The sequence below is a fragment of the Microbacterium sp. AC132 genome (assembly GCF_979258525.1).
The window spans coordinates 2,568,630-2,585,845 of record NZ_OZ409862.1 but is presented as its reverse complement, the minus strand read 5'-3'; the positions used below and the strand labels follow the sequence as shown (position 1 = coordinate 2,585,845).

At 66.2% G+C, this 17,216-nt stretch carries 24 protein-coding genes and 1 pseudogene; 2 read left to right on the top strand and 23 right to left on the bottom strand.

Translation table 11 applies throughout. The features are described 5' to 3' along the window. The first annotated feature begins 69 nt into the window (after positions 1-69). On the top strand, positions 70-1,269 hold the full coding sequence (locus ACZZZQ_RS12360; protein WP_053099212.1) for a pyridoxal phosphate-dependent aminotransferase: 1,200 nt from the start codon (positions 70-72) through the stop codon (positions 1,267-1,269). Between the two features lie 18 nt (positions 1,270-1,287). Here the strand turns inward: ACZZZQ_RS12360 and ACZZZQ_RS12355 are convergent, their stop codons facing one another. From ACZZZQ_RS12355 to ACZZZQ_RS12335, 5 genes are all read right to left on the bottom strand, one after another. Beyond that, positions 1,288-1,689: a VOC family protein gene (locus ACZZZQ_RS12355; protein WP_230100390.1), complete on the bottom strand. Its 402-nt coding sequence runs from the start codon at positions 1,687-1,689 to the stop codon at positions 1,288-1,290. Between the two features lie 62 nt (positions 1,690-1,751). Further along, on the bottom strand, positions 1,752-2,894 hold the full coding sequence (locus ACZZZQ_RS12350) for a UDP-N-acetylmuramate dehydrogenase (RefSeq protein ID WP_400341787.1): 1,143 nt from the start codon (positions 2,892-2,894) through the stop codon (positions 1,752-1,754). Then, positions 2,894-3,292 carry a MaoC/PaaZ C-terminal domain-containing protein gene (locus tag ACZZZQ_RS12345; protein WP_056279756.1) on the bottom strand — a complete coding sequence of 133 codons (399 nt, stop codon included), beginning with the start codon at positions 3,290-3,292 and terminating at the stop codon, positions 2,894-2,896. The genes ACZZZQ_RS12350 and ACZZZQ_RS12345 overlap by 1 nt, the downstream gene beginning before the upstream one ends. Beyond that, the gene (locus ACZZZQ_RS12340) at positions 3,292-3,747 is read right to left on the bottom strand and encodes an FAS1-like dehydratase domain-containing protein (protein ID WP_056279753.1); all 456 of its coding nucleotides are present in this window, start codon (positions 3,745-3,747) and stop codon (positions 3,292-3,294) included. The genes ACZZZQ_RS12345 and ACZZZQ_RS12340 overlap by 1 nt, the downstream gene beginning before the upstream one ends. Before the next feature lie 60 nt (positions 3,748-3,807). Beyond that, a complete protein-coding gene (locus ACZZZQ_RS12335) occupies positions 3,808-4,608 on the bottom strand; it encodes a sulfite exporter TauE/SafE family protein (protein WP_463507672.1) in 801 nt (266 codons plus the stop codon). Positions 4,609-4,741: 133 nt separating this feature from the next. On the opposite strand from ACZZZQ_RS12335, the pseudogene ACZZZQ_RS12330 reads away from it, so the two are divergent. Continuing rightward, positions 4,742-6,312 (top strand): annotated as a pseudogene (locus tag ACZZZQ_RS12330) (AMP-binding protein). Between the two features lie 74 nt (positions 6,313-6,386). Here ACZZZQ_RS12330 and rplQ read toward each other — a convergent pair. From rplQ to rplX, 18 genes are all read right to left on the bottom strand, one after another. Then, positions 6,387-6,944, bottom strand: a complete 558-nt coding sequence (gene rplQ, locus ACZZZQ_RS12325) for a 50S ribosomal protein L17 (protein ID WP_053097470.1) — start codon at positions 6,942-6,944, stop codon at positions 6,387-6,389. Positions 6,945-6,977: 33 nt separating this feature from the next. After that, positions 6,978-7,967: a DNA-directed RNA polymerase subunit alpha gene (locus ACZZZQ_RS12320; protein WP_042538798.1), complete on the bottom strand. Its 990-nt coding sequence runs from the start codon at positions 7,965-7,967 to the stop codon at positions 6,978-6,980. A 135-nt stretch (positions 7,968-8,102) separates the two neighbouring features. Further along, positions 8,103-8,501, bottom strand: a complete 399-nt coding sequence (gene rpsK / locus ACZZZQ_RS12315) for a 30S ribosomal protein S11 (protein WP_045253826.1) — start codon at positions 8,499-8,501, stop codon at positions 8,103-8,105. Between the two features lie 31 nt (positions 8,502-8,532). Beyond that, complete coding sequence (gene rpsM, locus ACZZZQ_RS12310) at positions 8,533-8,907, bottom strand: 30S ribosomal protein S13 (protein ID WP_047524098.1); 375 nt, start codon at positions 8,905-8,907, stop codon at positions 8,533-8,535. Between the two features lie 155 nt (positions 8,908-9,062). Next, positions 9,063-9,179, bottom strand: a complete 117-nt coding sequence (rpmJ, locus tag ACZZZQ_RS12305) for a 50S ribosomal protein L36 (protein ID WP_033106073.1) — start codon at positions 9,177-9,179, stop codon at positions 9,063-9,065. Between the two features lie 64 nt (positions 9,180-9,243). After that, a complete protein-coding gene (gene infA, locus ACZZZQ_RS12300) occupies positions 9,244-9,465 on the bottom strand; it encodes a translation initiation factor IF-1 (RefSeq protein ID WP_017201569.1) in 222 nt (73 codons plus the stop codon). A gap of 181 nt (positions 9,466-9,646) precedes the next feature. Next, a complete protein-coding gene (locus ACZZZQ_RS12295; RefSeq protein WP_053097471.1) occupies positions 9,647-10,306 on the bottom strand; it encodes a DsbA family protein in 660 nt (219 codons plus the stop codon). 156 nt (positions 10,307-10,462) lie between these two features. After that, entirely contained in the window at positions 10,463-11,311 is an 849-nt protein-coding gene (gene map, locus ACZZZQ_RS12290; protein ID WP_463507671.1) for a type I methionyl aminopeptidase, read from the bottom strand. A gap of 10 nt (positions 11,312-11,321) precedes the next feature. Continuing rightward, complete coding sequence (locus ACZZZQ_RS12285) at positions 11,322-11,918, bottom strand: adenylate kinase (RefSeq protein ID WP_053097473.1); 597 nt, start codon at positions 11,916-11,918, stop codon at positions 11,322-11,324. Further along, a complete protein-coding gene (secY, locus tag ACZZZQ_RS12280) occupies positions 11,915-13,237 on the bottom strand; it encodes a preprotein translocase subunit SecY (RefSeq protein ID WP_053097474.1) in 1,323 nt (440 codons plus the stop codon). Before secY ends, ACZZZQ_RS12285 begins: the two co-directional genes overlap by 4 nt. Before the next feature lie 101 nt (positions 13,238-13,338). Beyond that, positions 13,339-13,965 carry a 50S ribosomal protein L15 gene (gene rplO / locus ACZZZQ_RS12275; protein WP_072591670.1) on the bottom strand — a complete coding sequence of 209 codons (627 nt, stop codon included), beginning with the start codon at positions 13,963-13,965 and terminating at the stop codon, positions 13,339-13,341. Next, the gene (rpmD, locus tag ACZZZQ_RS12270; protein WP_042538783.1) at positions 13,965-14,150 is read right to left on the bottom strand and encodes a 50S ribosomal protein L30; all 186 of its coding nucleotides are present in this window, start codon (positions 14,148-14,150) and stop codon (positions 13,965-13,967) included. Before rpmD ends, rplO begins: the two co-directional genes overlap by 1 nt. After that, entirely contained in the window at positions 14,150-14,845 is a 696-nt protein-coding gene (gene rpsE, locus ACZZZQ_RS12265; RefSeq protein WP_072591671.1) for a 30S ribosomal protein S5, read from the bottom strand. The genes rpmD and rpsE overlap by 1 nt, the downstream gene beginning before the upstream one ends. Next, positions 14,842-15,201, bottom strand: a complete 360-nt coding sequence (gene rplR, locus ACZZZQ_RS12260; RefSeq protein ID WP_053097476.1) for a 50S ribosomal protein L18 — start codon at positions 15,199-15,201, stop codon at positions 14,842-14,844. The genes rpsE and rplR overlap by 4 nt, the downstream gene beginning before the upstream one ends. Before the next feature lie 2 nt (positions 15,202-15,203). Continuing rightward, on the bottom strand, positions 15,204-15,740 hold the full coding sequence (gene rplF / locus ACZZZQ_RS12255; RefSeq protein ID WP_053097477.1) for a 50S ribosomal protein L6: 537 nt from the start codon (positions 15,738-15,740) through the stop codon (positions 15,204-15,206). A gap of 6 nt (positions 15,741-15,746) precedes the next feature. Continuing rightward, the gene (gene rpsH, locus ACZZZQ_RS12250) at positions 15,747-16,145 is read right to left on the bottom strand and encodes a 30S ribosomal protein S8 (RefSeq protein ID WP_045253835.1); all 399 of its coding nucleotides are present in this window, start codon (positions 16,143-16,145) and stop codon (positions 15,747-15,749) included. Positions 16,146-16,265: 120 nt separating this feature from the next. Continuing rightward, on the bottom strand, positions 16,266-16,856 hold the full coding sequence (gene rplE, locus ACZZZQ_RS12245) for a 50S ribosomal protein L5 (protein WP_053097478.1): 591 nt from the start codon (positions 16,854-16,856) through the stop codon (positions 16,266-16,268). Next, positions 16,856-17,215, bottom strand: coding sequence for a 50S ribosomal protein L24 (rplX, locus tag ACZZZQ_RS12240; RefSeq protein ID WP_045253837.1), 360 nt, complete (start codon positions 17,213-17,215; stop codon positions 16,856-16,858). The genes rplE and rplX overlap by 1 nt, the downstream gene beginning before the upstream one ends. Position 17,216: the final 1 nt, after the last annotated feature.

Here is a 17,216-nt window from a genome sequence, read left to right as displayed (position 1 = left end):
GAAAAAACCGTGATTCTTGACGACCATTCACCCGTCATCGGCGGGGTCGACCCGGGTACGCTCGTAGTCGTGACCGAACGCGCTCCTCTCTCCCGCAAGCTCTCCGCCATCGCCGAATCCGCGACCCTCAAGGTCGACGCCAAGGCCAAGGCGCTCAAGGCCGAAGGCAAGCCGATCATCTCGTACGCCGCCGGCGAGCCCGATTTCGCGACCCCGCAGTTCATCGTCGACGCGGCCGCCGAGGCGCTCGCCGATCCCGCCAGCTACCGGTACACCCCGGCTCCGGGCCTGCCCGCGCTGCGCGAGGCGATCGCCGCGAAGACGCTGCGTGACTCCGGCCTCGAGGTCTCGCCGAGCCAGGTCATCGTGACCAACGGCGGCAAGCAGTCGGTCTACCAGGCGTTCCAGGCCGTGGTGAACCCGGGCGACGAAGTGCTTCTGCCTGCGCCGTACTGGACGACCTACCCCGAGGCGATCCGTCTTGCGGACGGCACGCCGGTCGAGGTCTTCGCGGGCGCCGATCAGGACTACAAGGTCACCGTCGACCAGCTCGAGGCCGCACGCACCGAGCGCACGACCGCGCTCGTGTTCGTGTCGCCCTCCAACCCCACCGGATCCGTGTACACGGCCGAGGAGACGGCGGCGATCGGCGAGTGGGCACTCGAGCACGGCATCTGGGTCATCTCCGACGAGATCTACCAGAACCTCACCTATGAGGGCGTCAAGGCGACCTCCATCGTCGAGGCCGTGCCCGCGGTGGCGGGGCAGACGATCCTCGTCAACGGCGTCGCGAAGACCTACGCCATGACCGGCTGGCGCGTGGGCTGGATGGTCGGACCGGCGGATGCCATCAAGGTCGCCGCGAACCTGCAGTCCCACCTGTCGAGCAACGTCAACAACGTCGCACAGAAGGCGGCGATCGCTGCCCTCAACGGGCCCCAGACCGAAGCCGAGCAGTTCCGCGAGGCGTTCGACCGCCGCCGCCGCCTCATCGTGTCCGAACTGTCGAAGATCGACGGACTCGTGGTGCCGAACCCGCTGGGCGCCTTCTACGTCTACCCCGACGTGCAGGGTCTGCTCGGACGCACGTGGGGCGGCAAGACGCCGACGACCTCGCTCGAGCTCGCCGACCTCATCCTCGAGCAGGCCGAGGTGGCCGTCGTCCCGGGCGAGGCATTCGGTCCCTCCGGGTACATCCGCATGTCGTACGCGCTCGGCGACGACCAGCTCCTCGAGGGTGTGCAGCGACTGCAGCGTCTGTTCGCCTGAGGCCGGTCTGCGACGAGATCAGTCCTCGTCGTGGAAGCCGATCAGCCAGCGGATGCCGTAGCGGTCGGTGACGGTGCCGTCGTAGTCACCCCACACGCGCTTCTGCAGGGCGTCGGTCACTCGGCCGTGCTCTGACAGCCGGTCGAACCAGCTCGTCAGCGTCGACGCGTCGGCGGTGCCGAGCAGAGAGAGGAACATCCCGCTCATCTGCACGGCATCGTCGTCCGCGCCGGCATCCGCTCCCGCCAGTTCGACCGGTCCTGAGAGCTGCCCGTGGGCGACCGCATCGGCCGGACCGTCTGCACGACCCGCACTGGCATAGTCGACGAGCTGAAGCTCTCCTCCGAAGACGTCACGGTAGTGCTCCAGCGCTTCGGCCGCGTTTCCGGGAAACAGCAGGTACGGGATCAGTCCGCTCATGCCGCGAGTGTACGGCGAACGGGCGACGTTGTCAGGCGGGCGCGGGCTCGCTGCGTCGCGACTCAGAGCTCGACGCCGAGCAGCACGGGCTCCGGCTGCAGCACGAGACCGAACTCCGAATGGACGCGGCTCTGGATGAATCGTGCGAGCTCCGAGACCTCGGCCGCTGTCGCCCCGCCCCGGTTGGTGAGGGCGAGCGCGTGCTTCGTCGAGACCGAGGCGCGCGAGCGCGGCAGCTTGAACCCCTTGCGGATTCCGGCCTGCTCGATCAGCCACGCTGCGCTCACCTTGACGTCGGGGGCCTCCGGCTTGGCGGGAGGGACATACCCGTCGTACGAGGCGAGCGGGATCACCGTGACGGTATCCAGATCCGGGGTCACCGGCCACCGCGGGCACTCGGGCGGCAGAGCACGGGCCACGACCTCCGGCACGATCGCGTTCTGGAAGAACGAGCCGACGCCATGGGTGTCCGGATCGTTCTCGTCGAGCAGCATCCCCTTCGAGGCGCGGGTGGCGAGGATCCGCTCGCGCACCCAGGTCAGCGGCACCGGGGCGTCGGAGTCCAGACCCAGCGCCCTCCTGAGCTGCTCGCCGCGCACCACCCGCTCGTCAGCGACGAGAAGGTCGACCGTGACCGACAGGATGACGGCCCGACGCTGCGGCACGCTGCCGTAGTGATGCTTGAGCACGGAAGTGCGGAAACCGAGCCCCAGTTCGGATGCCGGCACCACCGACACCTCGCCGGTGGCCTCGTCGATCAGCTCGACCTCGACCAGGGTCTCCTGGATCTCCTGCCCGTACGCCCCGATGTTCTGCACGGGTGAGGCGCCGACGGTGCCCGGGATGCCGCTCATCGCCTCGAGACCGGCGTAACCGTGCTCGACCGCATAGGCGACGAGTTCGTCCCAGCCATGCCCCGCCTGCACACGCAGCCTGATGCGTCCCGCGTGCGGCGAGGGCAGCTCCTCGATGCCGCGGGTGAGGACGCGGATGACCGTCCCCTCGAACGACTCGTCGCCGATGAACAGGTTGGATCCTCCGCCCAGCACGAACCACTCGTCGCCGCGTGACCATACATCGGTGAGCGCGTCGATCAGCTCCGCCGTGGTCGATGCCTCGAGCATGCGCTCCGGGGCGCCTCCCGTGCGCAGGGTCGTGAGAGTCGCGAGCCTCAGCGGCTCGACCTCGTGCACAGCGCCGCCCATCAGGAGGCGACGCGCAGCTGCGCCTTGACGAGGACCGTCGTCTCAGCGAACGTGACCTTGAGATCGATCCGAGTCGACTCGTCGTCGACGGCACCGACGGTCGCGATGACGTGGAGGTCCGCTCCCTCGGTCGGGTGCACCACGACCGGCTTGGTGAAGCGCACGCCGTAGTCGAGAATCCGCGTTCCCGGTTCGAGAGCCGCGACGACCACCGACGACGCGATGCCCATCGTGAGCATGCCGTGCGCGAGCACTCCCGGCAGACCCACCTCGGCGGCGATGTCGTCCCGGTAGTGGATCGGATTGAAGTCACCCGATGCTCCTGCGTACCGCACGAGCGATTCGCGGGTGAGATGGACGGTGCGCTCCGCGACGACGTCTCCGACAGCGAACGGCATCACTCGGCTCCTTCTTCCGCGCCGACCAGCAGCACGCTGGTGGCGGTGACGACGTGCTCGCCGTCGGCATCCGTGATCTCGGCCGCGCTGGTGATCATGGCGTTGCCGCCCATCATGCGGATGCCGGTCACGCGCAGTCGACCTGTGAGCTCGTCACCCGCGACGATGGGGCGCGAGTACGCGAACTTCTGCTCGGCGTGGATCGTGCGCGCCAGGACGATGCCGGAGTCCGGTTCGGCGAGGAGCTGCTGGAGAGTGTGGTCCTGGATGACCATCGCGAACGTCGGGGGCGCGACGACGTCGGCGAAACCGGCTGCGCGAGCCGCCTCGACGTCGGTGTGCTGCGGTGCATCGGCGAAGACGGCACGCGCGAACTCACGCACCTTCTCACGGCCGACGAGGTAGGGGGACGTCGGCGGGAACTCCCGGCCGACCAGATCTTGGTTGACTGCCACCCCTCGATCCTACTTTCTCGGTCATGGGGCACGGTGCCCGCAAGCCGGAACTAAGGGCGTTCAGTCCTTCTTCGTGCGCCCCTTGATCGCCTTCATCGCCATCTGCACCGCGATCACCACGAGGTATGCCGCGAACAGCATGTTGCCCACCGTGGGGTCGATCAGAGTGGCCAGCCAGGCTCCGAGCGCGGTGGTCGTGCAGGCGGAGACCCCGACGATCGCCGCGGCGACGAGATCGACGTTGTGATTGCGCAGGTTGCCGATGGTGCCCGAGATCGCGGTCGGGATCATCATGAGCAGCGACGTGCCCTTGGCCACGAGGTCGCTCGTGCCGAATGCGAGCATCAGCACGGGCACCACGATCACGCCCCCGCCGACACCGATCAGACCGGCGAGGACTCCGGTGCCGACTCCGACCGCGAGCAGCGCGAGCCCGTTGAGCAGCTCCAGCTCGAACTCGGCATCGCGCGAAGGGACGACCAGGAACAGGCTCACGATCACGATCACCAGGAAGCCGACGAAGAACCAGCGCAGCACCGTCTGCGAGATCTTCGGCAGCAGTCGCGTGCCGATCTGCGCACCCACCACGGCGCCTGCCGCCAGGATGAGAGCGGGGATCCACGCCACCGCTCCGTTGATCGCGTAGGAGATCACGCCCACCGTCGCCGTCGGGACGATCGCGGCGAGCGACGTGCCGGCGCCGAGACGCTGATTGAAATGCAGGAAGAGCACGAGCAGCGGAACGATCACTGTGCCGCCGCCGACGCCGAAGAGGCCGGAGAGGAGGCCTGCGATCAGGCCGATTCCGATGAATGCCGTATAGGCGCGAGGCCCTCTGCTCGGGGTCTCTGCATCGCTCACCGGATCAGCCTACTCTCCGCCGCACTGGCACCTCGGTCATGTGTCCTCCATACTCCTGGGACCGGGTCTCCTCCTGTGCGACACTGGATCGCATCAGACGGCGTCGTCGATGACCCGGATCGAAGGAGATCTCATGGTGCGCAGTTCCTATCCCGATGTCGAGATCCCCGCGGTCTCGATCCACCAGTTCCTCTTCGGAGACGTCGAGGAAGACCGTCTCGACGCGGTCGCCCTCGTCGACGGAGTCAGCGGCGCCACCACGACCTACCGTCAGCTGATCGCCCAGATCGACCTCTTCGCGGGCGCGCTCGCAGCGCGAGGGGTGGACGTCGGGACGAAGGTCGGGGTCCTCTGTCCCAACATCCCCGCCTTCGCGACGGTCTTCCACGGCATCCTGCGGGCAGGAGCGACGGCGACCACGATCAACTCCCTGTACACGGCCGAGGAGATCGCGAACCAGCTGACCGATGCCGAGGCGACGTGGCTGATCACCGTCTCGCCGCTGCTGCCGGGCGCGAAGGCCGCCGCGGACGCCGTCGGACTCGCCGACGACCACGTGATCGTCCTCGACGGCGCCGAGGGGCATCCATCGCTGCCTGCCCTGCTCGGCGAGGGTCGCCCCGCTCCCGAAGTGAGCTTCGACCCGGCGACGCATCTCGCCGTACTCCCCTACTCCTCGGGAACGACCGGCCGGCCCAAGGGCGTCATGCTGACCCACCGCAACCTGATCGCGAACGTCAGCCAGTGCCGCTCGACGATCTCTCTCGGTGACGACGACCGAGTACTCGCCGTCCTGCCGTTCTTCCACATCTACGGGATGACGGTGCTGCTGAACTTCGCGCTGCGCCAGCGCGCGGCTCTGGTCACGATGCCGAAGTTCGACCTGACGGAGTTCCTCCGGGTCGTACAGGAGCACCGGACGAGCTGGGTCTTCATCGCGCCGCCGATCGCCGTCGCGCTCGCGAAGCATCCGCTCATCGATCAGTACGACACCTCCGCGATCAAGGTCATCTTCTCGGGGCTGCTCCGCTCGACGGCGCTCTCGCATCCGCAGTGGCCGATCGGCTGGGGTGCACGGTCTGTCAGGGCTACGGAATGACGGAGACGAGCCCGGTCACGCACGCGATCCCGTACGACCGCCCGGACATCGACCGCTCGTCCGTGGGGATGCTGCTCGCGAACACGGAGGCGCGTCTCGTCGCGGAGGACGGCTCCGATGTCACTGCGCCGGCCGAGGGCGCCAGCGAACCCGGCGAGCTCCTGATCCGCGGTCCCCAGGTGATGGCCGGATACCTCAACCGGCCGGATGCGACGGCCGAGATGCTCGACAGCGACGGCTGGCTTCACACCGGCGACGTCGCGACGGTGACGCACGACGGCATCTTCCGGATCGTCGACCGTCTCAAGGAGCTCATCAAGTACAAGGGCTACCAGGTCGCGCCGGCCGTGCTCGAGGCGGTCCTGCTCGAGCATCCGGCCATCGCCGATGCGGCCGTGATCGGCGTGCCCGACGCGGATGGGCAGGAGGTGCCCAAGGCGTTCGTGGTCGCGCAGCAGGGAACAGACCTCGACGCGGATGCGGTGATGGCGCACGTCGCCGCCCATGTCGCGCCTCATGAGAAGGTGAGGCAGGTCGAGTTCATCGACGCCATTCCCAAGTCGGCATCCGGCAAGATCCTGCGCAAGGATCTGCGCGCACGCTGAGTCCAGGCGCCGGATACACGAAGAAGCCCGCCGTCCCTCACGGGGCGGCGGGCTTCTTCGAGTGAGCGAGGTGCTTACTCGGACTTCTTCTCGACAGCGTCCTCGGCGGCAGCCTCGGCTGCCTCACCCTCGGCCTGCGACTCGGCGCCGGCCTCGACGGTCTCGTCTGCCGGAGCCTCCTCGACGGGAGCCTCCTCAGCGGGAGCCTCCTCGACGACCTCGGCCGGCTTCTCAGCCTTGGCAGCCTTCTTGGTGGACTTCGCCTTGGGGGTGACGGGCTCGAGAACGAGCTCGATCACTGCCATGGGGGCGTTGTCACCCTTGCGGTTGCCGACCTTCGTGATGCGGGTGTAGCCACCCTCACGGTCTGCGACCAGCGGTGCGATCTCGGCGAAGAGCGTGTGCACGACGCTCTTGTCGCCGATGACCGAGAGAACGCGACGACGAGCGTGCAGGTCTCCGCGCTTGGCGAAGGTGATCAGGCGCTCGGCGAGCGGACGCAGGCGCTTGGCCTTGGTCTCGGTCGTCTTGATCGACTTGTGGGTGTACAGAGCCGCCGCGAGGTTGGCAAGCAGCAGGCGCTCGTGTGCGGGGCCGCCTCCGAGGCGGGGACCCTTAGTGGGCTTGGGCATAATCGTCTAACTCCTGGTCAGAAAGGTCGGGTATCAGAAGGACTCGTCTTCGCTGCCGCCGTAGAAGTGGGCGCCGTCGAAACCGGGCACCGAATCCTTGAGCGACAGACCGAGCGAGATGAGCTTGTCGCGCACCTCGTCGACCGACTTCTGGCCGAAATTGCGGATGTTCATGAGCTGCGTCTCCGACAGGGCGACGAGCTCGGAAACAGTGTTGATGCCCTCACGCTTCAGGCAGTTGTACGAGCGGACGGAGAGGTCGAGGTCCTCGATCGGCATCGACAGCTCGCTGGAGTTCACTGCCTCCACCGGTGCCGGGCCGATCTCGATGCCCTCAGCCTCGACGTTCAGCTCGCGGGCGAGACCGAACAGCTCGGTGAGCGTCTTCGCAGCCGAAGCGACGGCGTCGCGGGGGCTGATGGCGGACTTGGTCTCGACGTCGAGGACGAGCTTGTCGAAGTCGGTGCGCTCACCCGCACGGGTGGCGTCGACGCGGTAGCTGACCTTGAGCACCGGCGAGTAGATCGAGTCGATCGGGATCTGACCGGCCTCGGCATACTCGTTGCGGTTCTGCGTCGCCGAGACGTAGCCGCGGCCACGCTCGATCGTGAGCTCGAGCTCGAACTTCGCCGTCTCGTTGAGCGTCGCGATGACGAGCTCGGGGTTCTGGACCTCGACACCGGCCGGAGCCGAGATGTCAGCGGCGGTCACTTCGCCCGAACCGGTCTTGCGCAGGTAAGCGGTGATGGGCTCGTCGCGCTCCGACGAGACCACGAGCTGCTTGATGTTGAGGATGATCTCGGTGACATCCTCCTTCACGCCGGGGATGGTGCTGAACTCGTGCAGCACGCCGTCGATGCGAACGCTGGTGACCGCGGCGCCGGGGATCGACGACAGCAGGCTGCGACGAAGCGCGTTGCCGATCGTGTATCCGAAGCCGGGCTCCAGAGGCTCGATGATGAACCGGCTACGGTTCTCGACGATCTTTTCCTCGGTCAGTGTGGGACGCTGTGCAATAAGCACTCTGTGTTCCTTTCGATCACATGCCCGCTATATGACATGTGGTGGGGTGAGGTCTTGAGTTTTGGGAGTCGATGCCCGCGCTGGCGGGCGTCGAGCCGCTCGGACCCGAAGGACCGAGCGGCTCAACAAGCCGGATCAGACGCGGCGGCGCTTCGGCGGGCGGCAGCCGTTGTGCGCCTGCGGCGTGACGTCCTGGATCGAGCCGACCTCGAGGCCGGCGGCCGTCAGCGAACGGATCGCGGTCTCGCGACCCGAGCCCGGTCCCTTGACGAAGACGTCGACCTTCTTGACGCCGTGCTCCTGCGCCTGGCGGGCGGCCGACTCGGCAGCCATTCCAGCGGCGTAGGGCGTCGACTTGCGCGAGCCCTTGAAGCCCACGCCACCCGACGATGCCCAGCTGATGACAGCGCCGGACGGGTCGGTGATCGAGACGATCGTGTTGTTGAACGTCGACTTGATGTGGGCGTGGCCCAGCGCGATGTTCTTCTTTTCCTTGCGGCGCGGCTTGCGCGCGGCGGCCTTGGGTGCAGCCATGAAAGTGTTCTCCTAGTCCCTGGGGCCGCGCTTAGCGGGCCTTCTTCTTGCCTGCGACGGTGCGCTTCGGGCCCTTGCGGGTACGGGCGTTGGTCTTGGTGCGCTGACCACGGACCGGGAGGCCACGACGGTGGCGGATGCCCTCGTAGGAGCCGATCTCGACCTTGCGGCGGATGTCTGCGGCGACCTCGCGGCGCAGGTCACCCTCCACCTTGTAGTTGCCTTCGATGTAGTCGCGGAGGGCGATCAGCTGGTCATCGCTGAGGTCCTTCACGCGGATGCTCTCGTCGATCTCCGTAGCCTTGAGGATCTCGACCGAGCGGGTACGGCCGACGCCGTAGATGTAGGTAAGGGCGATCACCACGCGCTTATCGCGCGGGATGTCAACGCCGGCAAGACGTGCCATGCGGTTCTCCTGAGTGTTGTGGAGGTGTGGAGCAGGATCGGTGCTCGGGCCTCCGCCCCGAGGTGTCCCCCACTCGCGTGGGATCTGATCCTGCCGTTGTGTGTATTGAGTTGTGAGTCAGATCCGAAGAGTCCGTCGGCATCGCCGACGGGCGCTCAGCCCTGGCGCTGCTTGTGGCGCGGGTTGCTCTTGCAGATGACCATGACGCGGCCGTGACGGCGGATCACCTTGCAGTGATCGCACATGGGCTTGACGCTGGGGTTGACCTTCATGATGTGTCCTATTCGCTGTCTTCACCGGGCAGGCTGAGTGCCTGGGGTGTTACTTCTCGACCGATCAGCGGTAGCGGTAGACGATTCGTCCGCGGGTCAGGTCGTAGGGGCTGAGCTCCACGACCACACGGTCTTCGGGGATGATGCGGATGTAGTTCTGCCGCATCTTGCCTGAGATCGTTGCAAGGACCTTGTGTCCGTTGGAGAGCTCAACGCGGAACATCGCGTTGGGCAGAGCCTCGGAGATCACGCCCTCGATCTCGATGACACCGTCTTTCTTAGCCATAGCCTCGCTGACGCTTCTGCAGACCGGTCGATCTGCGGTGGGTGATTGGATTGCGATACCTCTGCCGATTCAGACACGCCGAATCAAGGCGCAAGGCACCAAGGATCTATGTTATCCGACAACGGGAGTTCCGGCAACCTGAGCAGAATGCCGGAACTCCCGTTGATCGGACCAGACGGGATCAGCCGAGGATCTTGGCGAACTCCGCCTCGATCTCGCTGTTCTCGATGCGGTTCCCGTTGACCTCGACGGTCGGGGTTCCGGTGATCTCATGCGCCTTCGTCTGCGAGTCGGCGAACTTGTTGTAGGTGCCGTCGGCGATGCAGTCAGCCGCGGCGCCCGCCCCGGCCTGCTCGGCGAGCGCGCTCAGCTCCTCGACGCTGAGACCGGCCGAGTTCTCCTCCGGCTGGTTCGCGAAGAGCAGGTTGAAGTAGTCGAGAGTCGAGTCGGGAGCCTCGGCGGCGACGCAGTACATCGAGCCGGCCGACAACGAGGAGTACTCCCCCGTCGTCGAATAGCGGTTGAGGATCGACACCGGGTGGATGTTCAGCGTGATCTTGTCGTCGGCGGCTGCCGCCTGCAGCTGCTCGCCGTAGACGTCCTCGAACTGCCCGCAGACGGGGCACATGAAGTCGACGTAGGTGTCGATCTCGTCCTCGCCCGACCCGAACGAGATGGCGCCGGTCTCCTCGTTCACGATCGAGCTCTGCGGGGCCGTGCCCGGGGAGGTCGCCTGGTTGTTCAGGAACACGACGACGAAGGCCAGAACGGCCAGCACGACCACCACTGCCGCCGAGACGCCGATCACGAACCAGTTGGTGTTGCTCTTCGCGGCTGCCATTGCTTTCCGTTTCTGTCGCGGTCCGCCCATGGCGGACCGGGCTTGAAGTCCTCGGGCGCACGCGCACCCATACACCCATTGTGCCCGGAGAAACCTATGCGCACGTTGTGATCGAGCGCTGGATCGCCGATCGCGCCGTGACCGACAGCGCCGGCTTCAGGCGATCGGGGTCGGCGTCACGCCGAACGGGGCGAGACCGGCCGCTCCCCCGTCTGCCGCGGTCAGCACCCAGATCCCGTCCGCGTGCAGCGCGACGCTGTGCTCCCAGTGCGAGCCGTCGGTGCCGTCGACCGTCGAGACGGTCCAGTCGTCGTCCTCGACGAAGGTCTCGTCGCTGCCGGCCGTGACCATGGGCTCAATCGCCAGCACGAGACCGGGCTTGACCTCGGCGCCCGGGTCGGGCGTGCGGTAGTTGAAGACGCTGGGCGCCTCGTGCATCTTGCGTCCGATGCCGTGGCCGACGTACTCGCGCAGGATGCCGTACGTCTCGCCGGAGGCGGCTGACGGGCCCTGTGCCTCGATGTATCCCTGGATCGCGGCTCCGATGTCACCGAGGTGCGAAGCGGACGCCATGGCGGCGATCCCCGCCCACATCGAGCCCTCCGTGACCCGTGAGAGCTCCTCGCGCCGGGCGACCAGCTCGGGGCGCGTCTCATCAGGGACGACGACGGTGATGGCGCTGTCGCCGTTCCACCCCTGGAACTGCGCGCCGCAGTCGATCGAGACGATGTCGCCTGCCTGAAGGACCCTCTCACCCGGGATGCCGTGGACGACCTCTTCGTTCACCGAGATGCAGGTGGTGTGCCGGTATCCGCGAACGAGCTGGAAGTTCGATTCCGCGCCACGGGCGAGGATCACACGGTTCGCTTCGGCGTCGAGCTCGAGAGTCGTGACACCGGGTCGTATCAGCGGGCGCACGGCGTCGAGCGCAGCCGCCGTGATGAGACCGGGCTCCACCATCGCACGCAGCTGAGCCGCGCTCTTGTAGATCGACTTGCGGAACATCGTTCGGTGATCAGGCCGCGAGGCGCAGACCGCGTGCGGTCAGCGCCGCGAACACGCGCTCGGTGATCTCGTCGAGCGAGCCCACGCCGTCGATGCGGTCGACGATCCCACGGGGGCCGTAGACCTCGAGGATCGGGGCCGTCTCGTGCTCGTAGATGTCGAGACGGTGTGCGATCGCCTCATCCGTGTCATCCGAGCGACCCTGCTCCGCTGCACGGAGCTTGAGACGCTCGATGCTCTCTTCGCGCGGGACGTCGAGCAGGATGACGGCGTCGAGGGACTCCCCCCGGGCACCGAGGAACGCGTCGAGGTGCTCGACCTGCGCGGCATTGCGGGGGTATCCGTCGAGCAGGAAGCCCTTGGCTGCATCGTCCTGCGAGAGGCGATCGCGAACGATCTCGCTGGTGAGCTCGTCGGGAACGAGATCGCCCTTGTCGAGGATCGCCGTGACCTGCTGGCCGAGCGGCGTGCCCTCCTTGATGTTCGCGCGGAAGATGTCGCCCGTCGAGACGACCGGGATGCCGTAGGACTCTGCGATGCGGACGCCCTGCGTGCCCTTCCCCGAGCCCTGCGGACCGACGATGAGGAGACGAGCTGATCGAGTCATCGGAGGAGCCCTTCGTAGTGTCGCTGCTGCAGCTGTGCGTCGATCTGCTTGACCGTCTCGAGACCGACACCCACGATGATGAGGATCGATGCGCCGCCGAACGGGAAGTTCTGGTTGGCGCCGACGGTGGCGAGAGCGATGAGCGGGATCAGCGCGATGAGGCCGAGGTAGATCGACCCGGGCAGCGTGATGCGCGTGAGCACGTAGTCGAGGTACTCGGCGGTCGGACGACCGGCACGGATGCCGGGGATGAACCCGCCGTACTTCTTCATGTTGTCGGCGACCTCGACCGGGTTGAAGGTGATCGCGACGTAGAAGTACGTGAAGCCGATGATCAGCAGGAAGTACACGGCCATGTAGATCGGGCTGTTGCCGGTCGTGAAGTTCGCGCTGATCCAGGTGACCCACGCTGCCGGCTCGGAGCCGTCCTGCGGGGTGTTGAACTGTGCGATGAGCGCCGGGATGTACAGCAGCGACGAGGCGAAGATCACGGGGATCACACCGGCCATGTTGACCTTGATCGGAATGTACGTGTTGGTGCCGCCGTAGGTGCGGCGACCGACCATGCGCTTGGCGTACTGCACCGGGATGCGGCGCTGGGACTGCTCGACGAAGACGACGAGGCCCATGACGATGATTCCCACCAGAAGCACCAGGAGGAAGACCTCGAAGCCCTTGCTCTCCCAGATGAGCCACATGGCTCCGGGGAACGTGGCGGCGATCGAGGTGAAGATGAGCAGCGACATGCCGTTGCCGATACCGCGCTCGGTGACGAGCTCTGCGAACCACATGATGAGGCCCGTGCCGGCGGTCATCGCCATGATGATGAGCAGCTGCGCCCACCACACGTCGTTGGTGAGGAGGTTCTGGCACGCGGCGATGTCGGTGGTGCCGAAGAGCTGACCGCTGCGGGCCACCGTGACCAGCGTCGTCGACTGCAGCAGTGCGAGGGCGATGGTGAGGTAGCGCGTGTACTGGGTCAGACGGGCCTGGCCGGCCTGGCCCTCTTTGTGTAGAGCCTCGAAGTGAGGGATGACCACGCGAAGGAGCTGGGTGATGATCGTCGCGGTGATGTACGGCATCACGCCGAGGGCGAAGATCGAGAGCTGGAGGAGCGCGCCACCCGAGAACAGGTTGACGAGTCCGAGGAGTCCCTCCGTCCCGGAGTTCAGCGCGAGGCACTCCTCGACGTTCGGGAAGTTCACGAACGGAGCAGGCACATTCGAGCCAAGCCGGTAGATGGCGACGATGGCGAGGGTGAAACCGATCTTCCGACGCAGGTCGGGCGTGCGGAAGATCCGCGCGATGGCGCTAAACAAGGACGTCCTCCTGAAAGGTTGCCGATCCCTGAAGGACGGCTGAAAGAACAGGCTAACCCATAAGAGGGGCCGGAGAATCTCCGACCCCTCTCATGAAGTGGTTACTTGACGGATCCGCCAGCCGCCACGATCTTCTGCTCGGCGGAACCCGAGACCTTGTCGACCGCGACGGTGAGCTTCACGGCGATGTCGCCGTCTCCGAGAACCTTGACCTTCTCGTTCTTGCGAACGGCACCCTTGGCGACCAGGTCGCTGATGGTGACGTCGCCACCTGTGGGGTACAGCTCCGCGAGCTTCTCCAGGTTCACGACCTGGTACTCGACGCGGAACGGGTTCTTGAACCCGCGCAGCTTCGGGGTGCGCATGTGCAGAGGCATCTGCCCACCCTCGAACCCGACGCGAACGGTGTTGCGAGCCTTCGTGCCCTTGGTACCGCGACCCGCGGTCTTACCCTTGGAGCCCTCACCGCGACCGACACGGGTCTTCGCGGTGTTGGATCCGGGGACCGGACGCAGGTGGTGCACCTTCAGCACGCCGGGGCGGGATGCCGGAGCATCCTTCTTCGGCGCAGCCTTCTTGGCGGCCGGCTTCTTGACGGCGTCGGCCTTGGCCTCGGTCGCCTTCGCCGGTGCCTTCTTGGCGGCGGGCTTCTTCTCGGCTGCGGCCTTGGGAGCGGCAGCCTTCTTCGGGGCCTTCTCGGCGCCTGCGGCTTCGTTCTTCTCAGCCATTAGTCGATCTCCTCAACCTTGACGAGGTGGGCGACGGTCTTGACGTAACCGCGCGTCTGCGCGTCGTCGGGGCGAACGGTGCTGTCACCGATTCGCTTCAGACCGAGGCTGCGCAGCGTGTCACGCTGGTTCTGCTTCTCGCTCACCTTGGACTTGACCTGCGTGACCTTCAGGCGCGCAGCCATCAGGCACCTACCTTCTGTGCGGCGATGGCGTCAGCCTCCGCACGGACGAGACGCGCGGGTGCGACCTGGTCGAACTCGAGGCCACGACGTGCGGCGACCGCACGGGGCTCCTCGAGCATCTTCAGGGCCGTCACCGTCGCGTGCACGATGTTGATCGTGTTCGACGAGCCGAGCGACTTCGACAGCACGTCGTGGATGCCGGCGCACTCGAGCACGGCGCGAACCGGACCACCGGCGATGACACCGGTACCGGCAGCGGCCGGACGAAGCAGGACGACGCCTGCTGCGGCCTCACCCTGCACGGGGTGCGGGATGGTGCTGCCGACGCGCGGAACGCGGAAGAAGTTGCGCTTGGCCTCTTCGACACCCTTCGAGATCGCCAGAGGGACCTCGCGGGCCTTGCCGTAGCCGACGCCCACCAGACCGTTGCCGTCGCCGACGACCACGAGAGCGGTGAAGCTGAAGCGACGACCACCCTTCACGACCTTCGAGACGCGGTTGATGGTGACCACGCGCTCGAGGAACTGGTTGTCCCCACGGTCGCGGGAGTTGCGGTCACGGCCACCCTGGTTGCGGTCGCTACGGCCGCCACGGCGGTTGTCGCGCTGAGACGGCTCTGCCTGCGTGGTGCCGGTGGCAGTCTCGGAAGTGGCAGCTGCCGCTTCGGTCACTTCGTTCTCCTTGTTGTCACTCACAGTGCCAGACCCCCTTCGCGGGCGCCGTCGGCGATGGCGGCGACACGACCGGCGTAGCGGTTTCCGCCACGGTCGAACACTGCCTCGGAAACGCCGGCAGACTTCGCACGCTCGGCGAGAAGCTCGCCGACCTTGCGGGCCTTGGCGGTCTTGTCACCCTCGAGCGAACGCAGGTCGGTCTCGAGCGTCGATGCCGACGCGACGGTGTGACCCTTGCTGTCGTCGACAAGCTGCACGAAGACGTGGCGAGCCGAGCGGTTGACGACGAGACGCGGACGCGCCTCGGTGCCGACGACCTTCTTGCGAAGGCGGGCATGACGACGCGCGCGGGCGTCAGACTTTGACTTGAGAGCCATGGTTACTTACCACTCTTTCCGGCCTTGCGACGCACGACCTCGCCGGCGTAACGCACGCCCTTGCCCTTGTACGGCTCGGGCTTGCGGATCTTGCGGATGTTCGCAGCTGCCTCGCCGACAGCCTGCTTGTCGATACCACTGACGGTGAGCTTGTTGGTGCCCTCGACCGTGAGCGTGATACCGGCGGGCGGGTCGATGAGGACCGGGTGCGAGAAGCCGAGGGCGAACTCGACCGAGCTGCCCTTCTGAGCGACACGGTAACCGGTTCCGACGACCTCGAGACCCTTGGTGTAGCCCTGGGTCACGCCGATGATGTTGTTGTTGATGAGCGTGCGGGTCAGGCCGTGAAGCGACCGGGACTCACGCTCGTCGTCGGGACGGGTGACGAGAACCTGGTTCTCCTCGACCGCGACCTCGATGGGCTTGGCGACCGTCAGGGTGAGCTCACCCTTGGGGCCCTTCACCGCGACCTCACGGCCGTCGACCGAGATGGTCACGCCCGCGGGAACGTCGATGGGAAGTCGTCCAATACGCGACATTTTCGATTACCACACGTAGGCGAGAACTTCTCCGCCCACGCCCTTCTGCTCTGCCTGACGGTCAGTGAGGAGACCGGAGGAGGTGGACAGGATGGCCACGCCGAGTCCGCCGAGGACCCTGGGCAGCTCGGTGGACTTCGCGTAGACGCGGAGGCCGGGCTTCGACACGCGCTTGATGCCCGCGATCGAACGCTCACGGTTGGGGCCGTACTTCAGCTGCAGGGTGAGGTTCGATCCGACGCGAGCGTCAGTCGTCTCCCATCCAGCGATGTAGCCCTCCTGCTGGAGGATCTCGGCGATGTGCGTCTTGAGCTTGCTCGACGGCAGGGTCACGGAGTCGTGATGCGCCGAGTTCGCGTTGCGCAGACGGGTCAGCAGATCTGCGACCGGGTCTGTCATTGTCATTGTTGTTTTCCTTTGTTCATGAGGTTCCGGCTGCCGTTACACGACAGACGGCCTGCGATGACACGCAATCTTCAATTGTACGGGATCGGGCGGGGCGCTGTGCGCCCCGCCCGAAACCGCTTACGCCTGGGCGTCTTCCGTACGGAAGGGGAAGCCGAGGTGACGAAGAAGCGCGCGACCTTCGTCGTCCGTCTTCGCGGTGGTGACGACGGTGATGTCGAAACCGCGAACCCGGTCGATCTTGTCCTGATCGATCTCGTGGAACACGCTCTGCTCCTGGAGACCGAAGGTGTAGTTGCCGTTTCCGTCGAACTGCTTGCCCGAGAGGCCGCGGAAGTCGCGGATACGGGGCAGAGCGAGCGAGACGAGACGGTCCAGGAACTCCCACGCACGGTCACCGCGGAGGGTGACGTGTGCGCCGATGGCCTGGCCCTCGCGCAGCTTGAACTGCGCGATCGACTTGCGAGCCTTCGTGACGAGCGGCTTCTGACCGGTGATCTTGGTGAGATCGTCGATCGCGCCGTCGATCACCTTGCTGTCGCGGGCCGCTTCACCGACACCGGTGTTCACGACGACCTTGACCAGACCGGGGATCTGCATCACGTTGGTGTAGCCGAACTCATCCTGCAGCTTCTGCTGGATCTCGGCCTTGTACTTCGCCTTCAGGCGGGGCTGGATCTTGCCAGCCACCGCAGCGTCGGTGGTTGCCATCAGAGGTCCTTACCTGACTTCTTCGCGTACCGCACACGGACGGTGCGCTTGACGCCGTCCTTGGTCTGCTCCTCGACCCGGTGGCCGACCTTGGTCGGCTTCTTGGTCGAGGGGTCGACGAGTGCGACGTTCGAGATGTGGATGGAGGCCTCGACAGTCTCGAGGCCGCCCGTCTTGGTGCCACGCTGCGTCTGTCCGACGCGCGTGTGCTTGGTGACGTAGTTCACGCCTTCGACGATGACGCGGTTCTTGTCGGACAGGATCTCGAGGACCTTGCCCTGCTTGCCGCGGTCGCCGCCACGCTCCTGCGTGGCTCCGGTGATGACCTGAACCAGGTCACCCTTCTTGATCTTCGCCATG

Bases quoted from the DNA above. Each gene is read 5' to 3' on its own strand.
- rplX (WP_045253837.1), bottom strand. From the start codon at position 17,215: ATGGCGAAGATCAAGAAGGGTGACCTGGTTCAGGTCATCACCGGAGCC.
- rpmJ (WP_033106073.1), bottom strand. From the start codon at position 9,179: ATGAAGGTCAACCCCAGCGTCAAGCCCATGTGCGATCACTGCAAGGTG.
- ACZZZQ_RS12355 (WP_230100390.1), bottom strand. From the start codon at position 1,689: ATGAGCGGACTGATCCCGTACCTGCTGTTTCCCGGAAACGCGGCCGAA.
- ACZZZQ_RS12350 (WP_400341787.1), bottom strand. From the start codon at position 2,894: ATGGGCGGCGCTGTGCACGAGGTCGAGCCGCTGAGGCTCGCGACTCTC.
- rpsK (WP_045253826.1), bottom strand. From the start codon at position 8,501: ATGGCTGCACCCAAGGCCGCCGCGCGCAAGCCGCGCCGCAAGGAAAAG.
- rplO (WP_072591670.1), bottom strand. From the start codon at position 13,965: ATGGCTGAGAAGAACGAAGCCGCAGGCGCCGAGAAGGCCCCGAAGAAG.
- rplE (WP_053097478.1), bottom strand. From the start codon at position 16,856: ATGGCAACCACCGACGCTGCGGTGGCTGGCAAGATCCAGCCCCGCCTG.
- rplQ (WP_053097470.1), bottom strand. From the start codon at position 6,944: ATGCCCAAGCCCACTAAGGGTCCCCGCCTCGGAGGCGGCCCCGCACAC.
- rpsM (WP_047524098.1), bottom strand. From the start codon at position 8,907: ATGGCACGTCTTGCCGGCGTTGACATCCCGCGCGATAAGCGCGTGGTG.
- rplF (WP_053097477.1), bottom strand. From the start codon at position 15,740: ATGTCGCGTATTGGACGACTTCCCATCGACGTTCCCGCGGGCGTGACC.
- rplR (WP_053097476.1), bottom strand. From the start codon at position 15,201: ATGGCTCTCAAGTCAAAGTCTGACGCCCGCGCGCGTCGTCATGCCCGC.
- infA (WP_017201569.1), bottom strand. From the start codon at position 9,465: ATGGCTAAGAAAGACGGTGTCATCGAGATCGAGGGCGTGATCTCCGAG.
- rpsH (WP_045253835.1), bottom strand. From the start codon at position 16,145: ATGACAATGACAGACCCGGTCGCAGATCTGCTGACCCGTCTGCGCAAC.
- rpmD (WP_042538783.1), bottom strand. From the start codon at position 14,150: ATGGCTGCGCGCCTGAAGGTCACGCAGGTCAAGTCCAAGGTGAGCGAG.
- map (WP_463507671.1), bottom strand. From the start codon at position 11,311: ATGTTCCGCAAGTCGATCTACAAGAGCGCGGCTCAGCTGCGTGCGATG.
- ACZZZQ_RS12295 (WP_053097471.1), bottom strand. From the start codon at position 10,306: ATGGCAGCCGCGAAGAGCAACACCAACTGGTTCGTGATCGGCGTCTCG.
- ACZZZQ_RS12285 (WP_053097473.1), bottom strand. From the start codon at position 11,918: ATGACTCGATCAGCTCGTCTCCTCATCGTCGGTCCGCAGGGCTCGGGG.
- ACZZZQ_RS12345 (WP_056279756.1), bottom strand. From the start codon at position 3,292: ATGCCGTTCGCTGTCGGAGACGTCGTCGCGGAGCGCACCGTCCATCTC.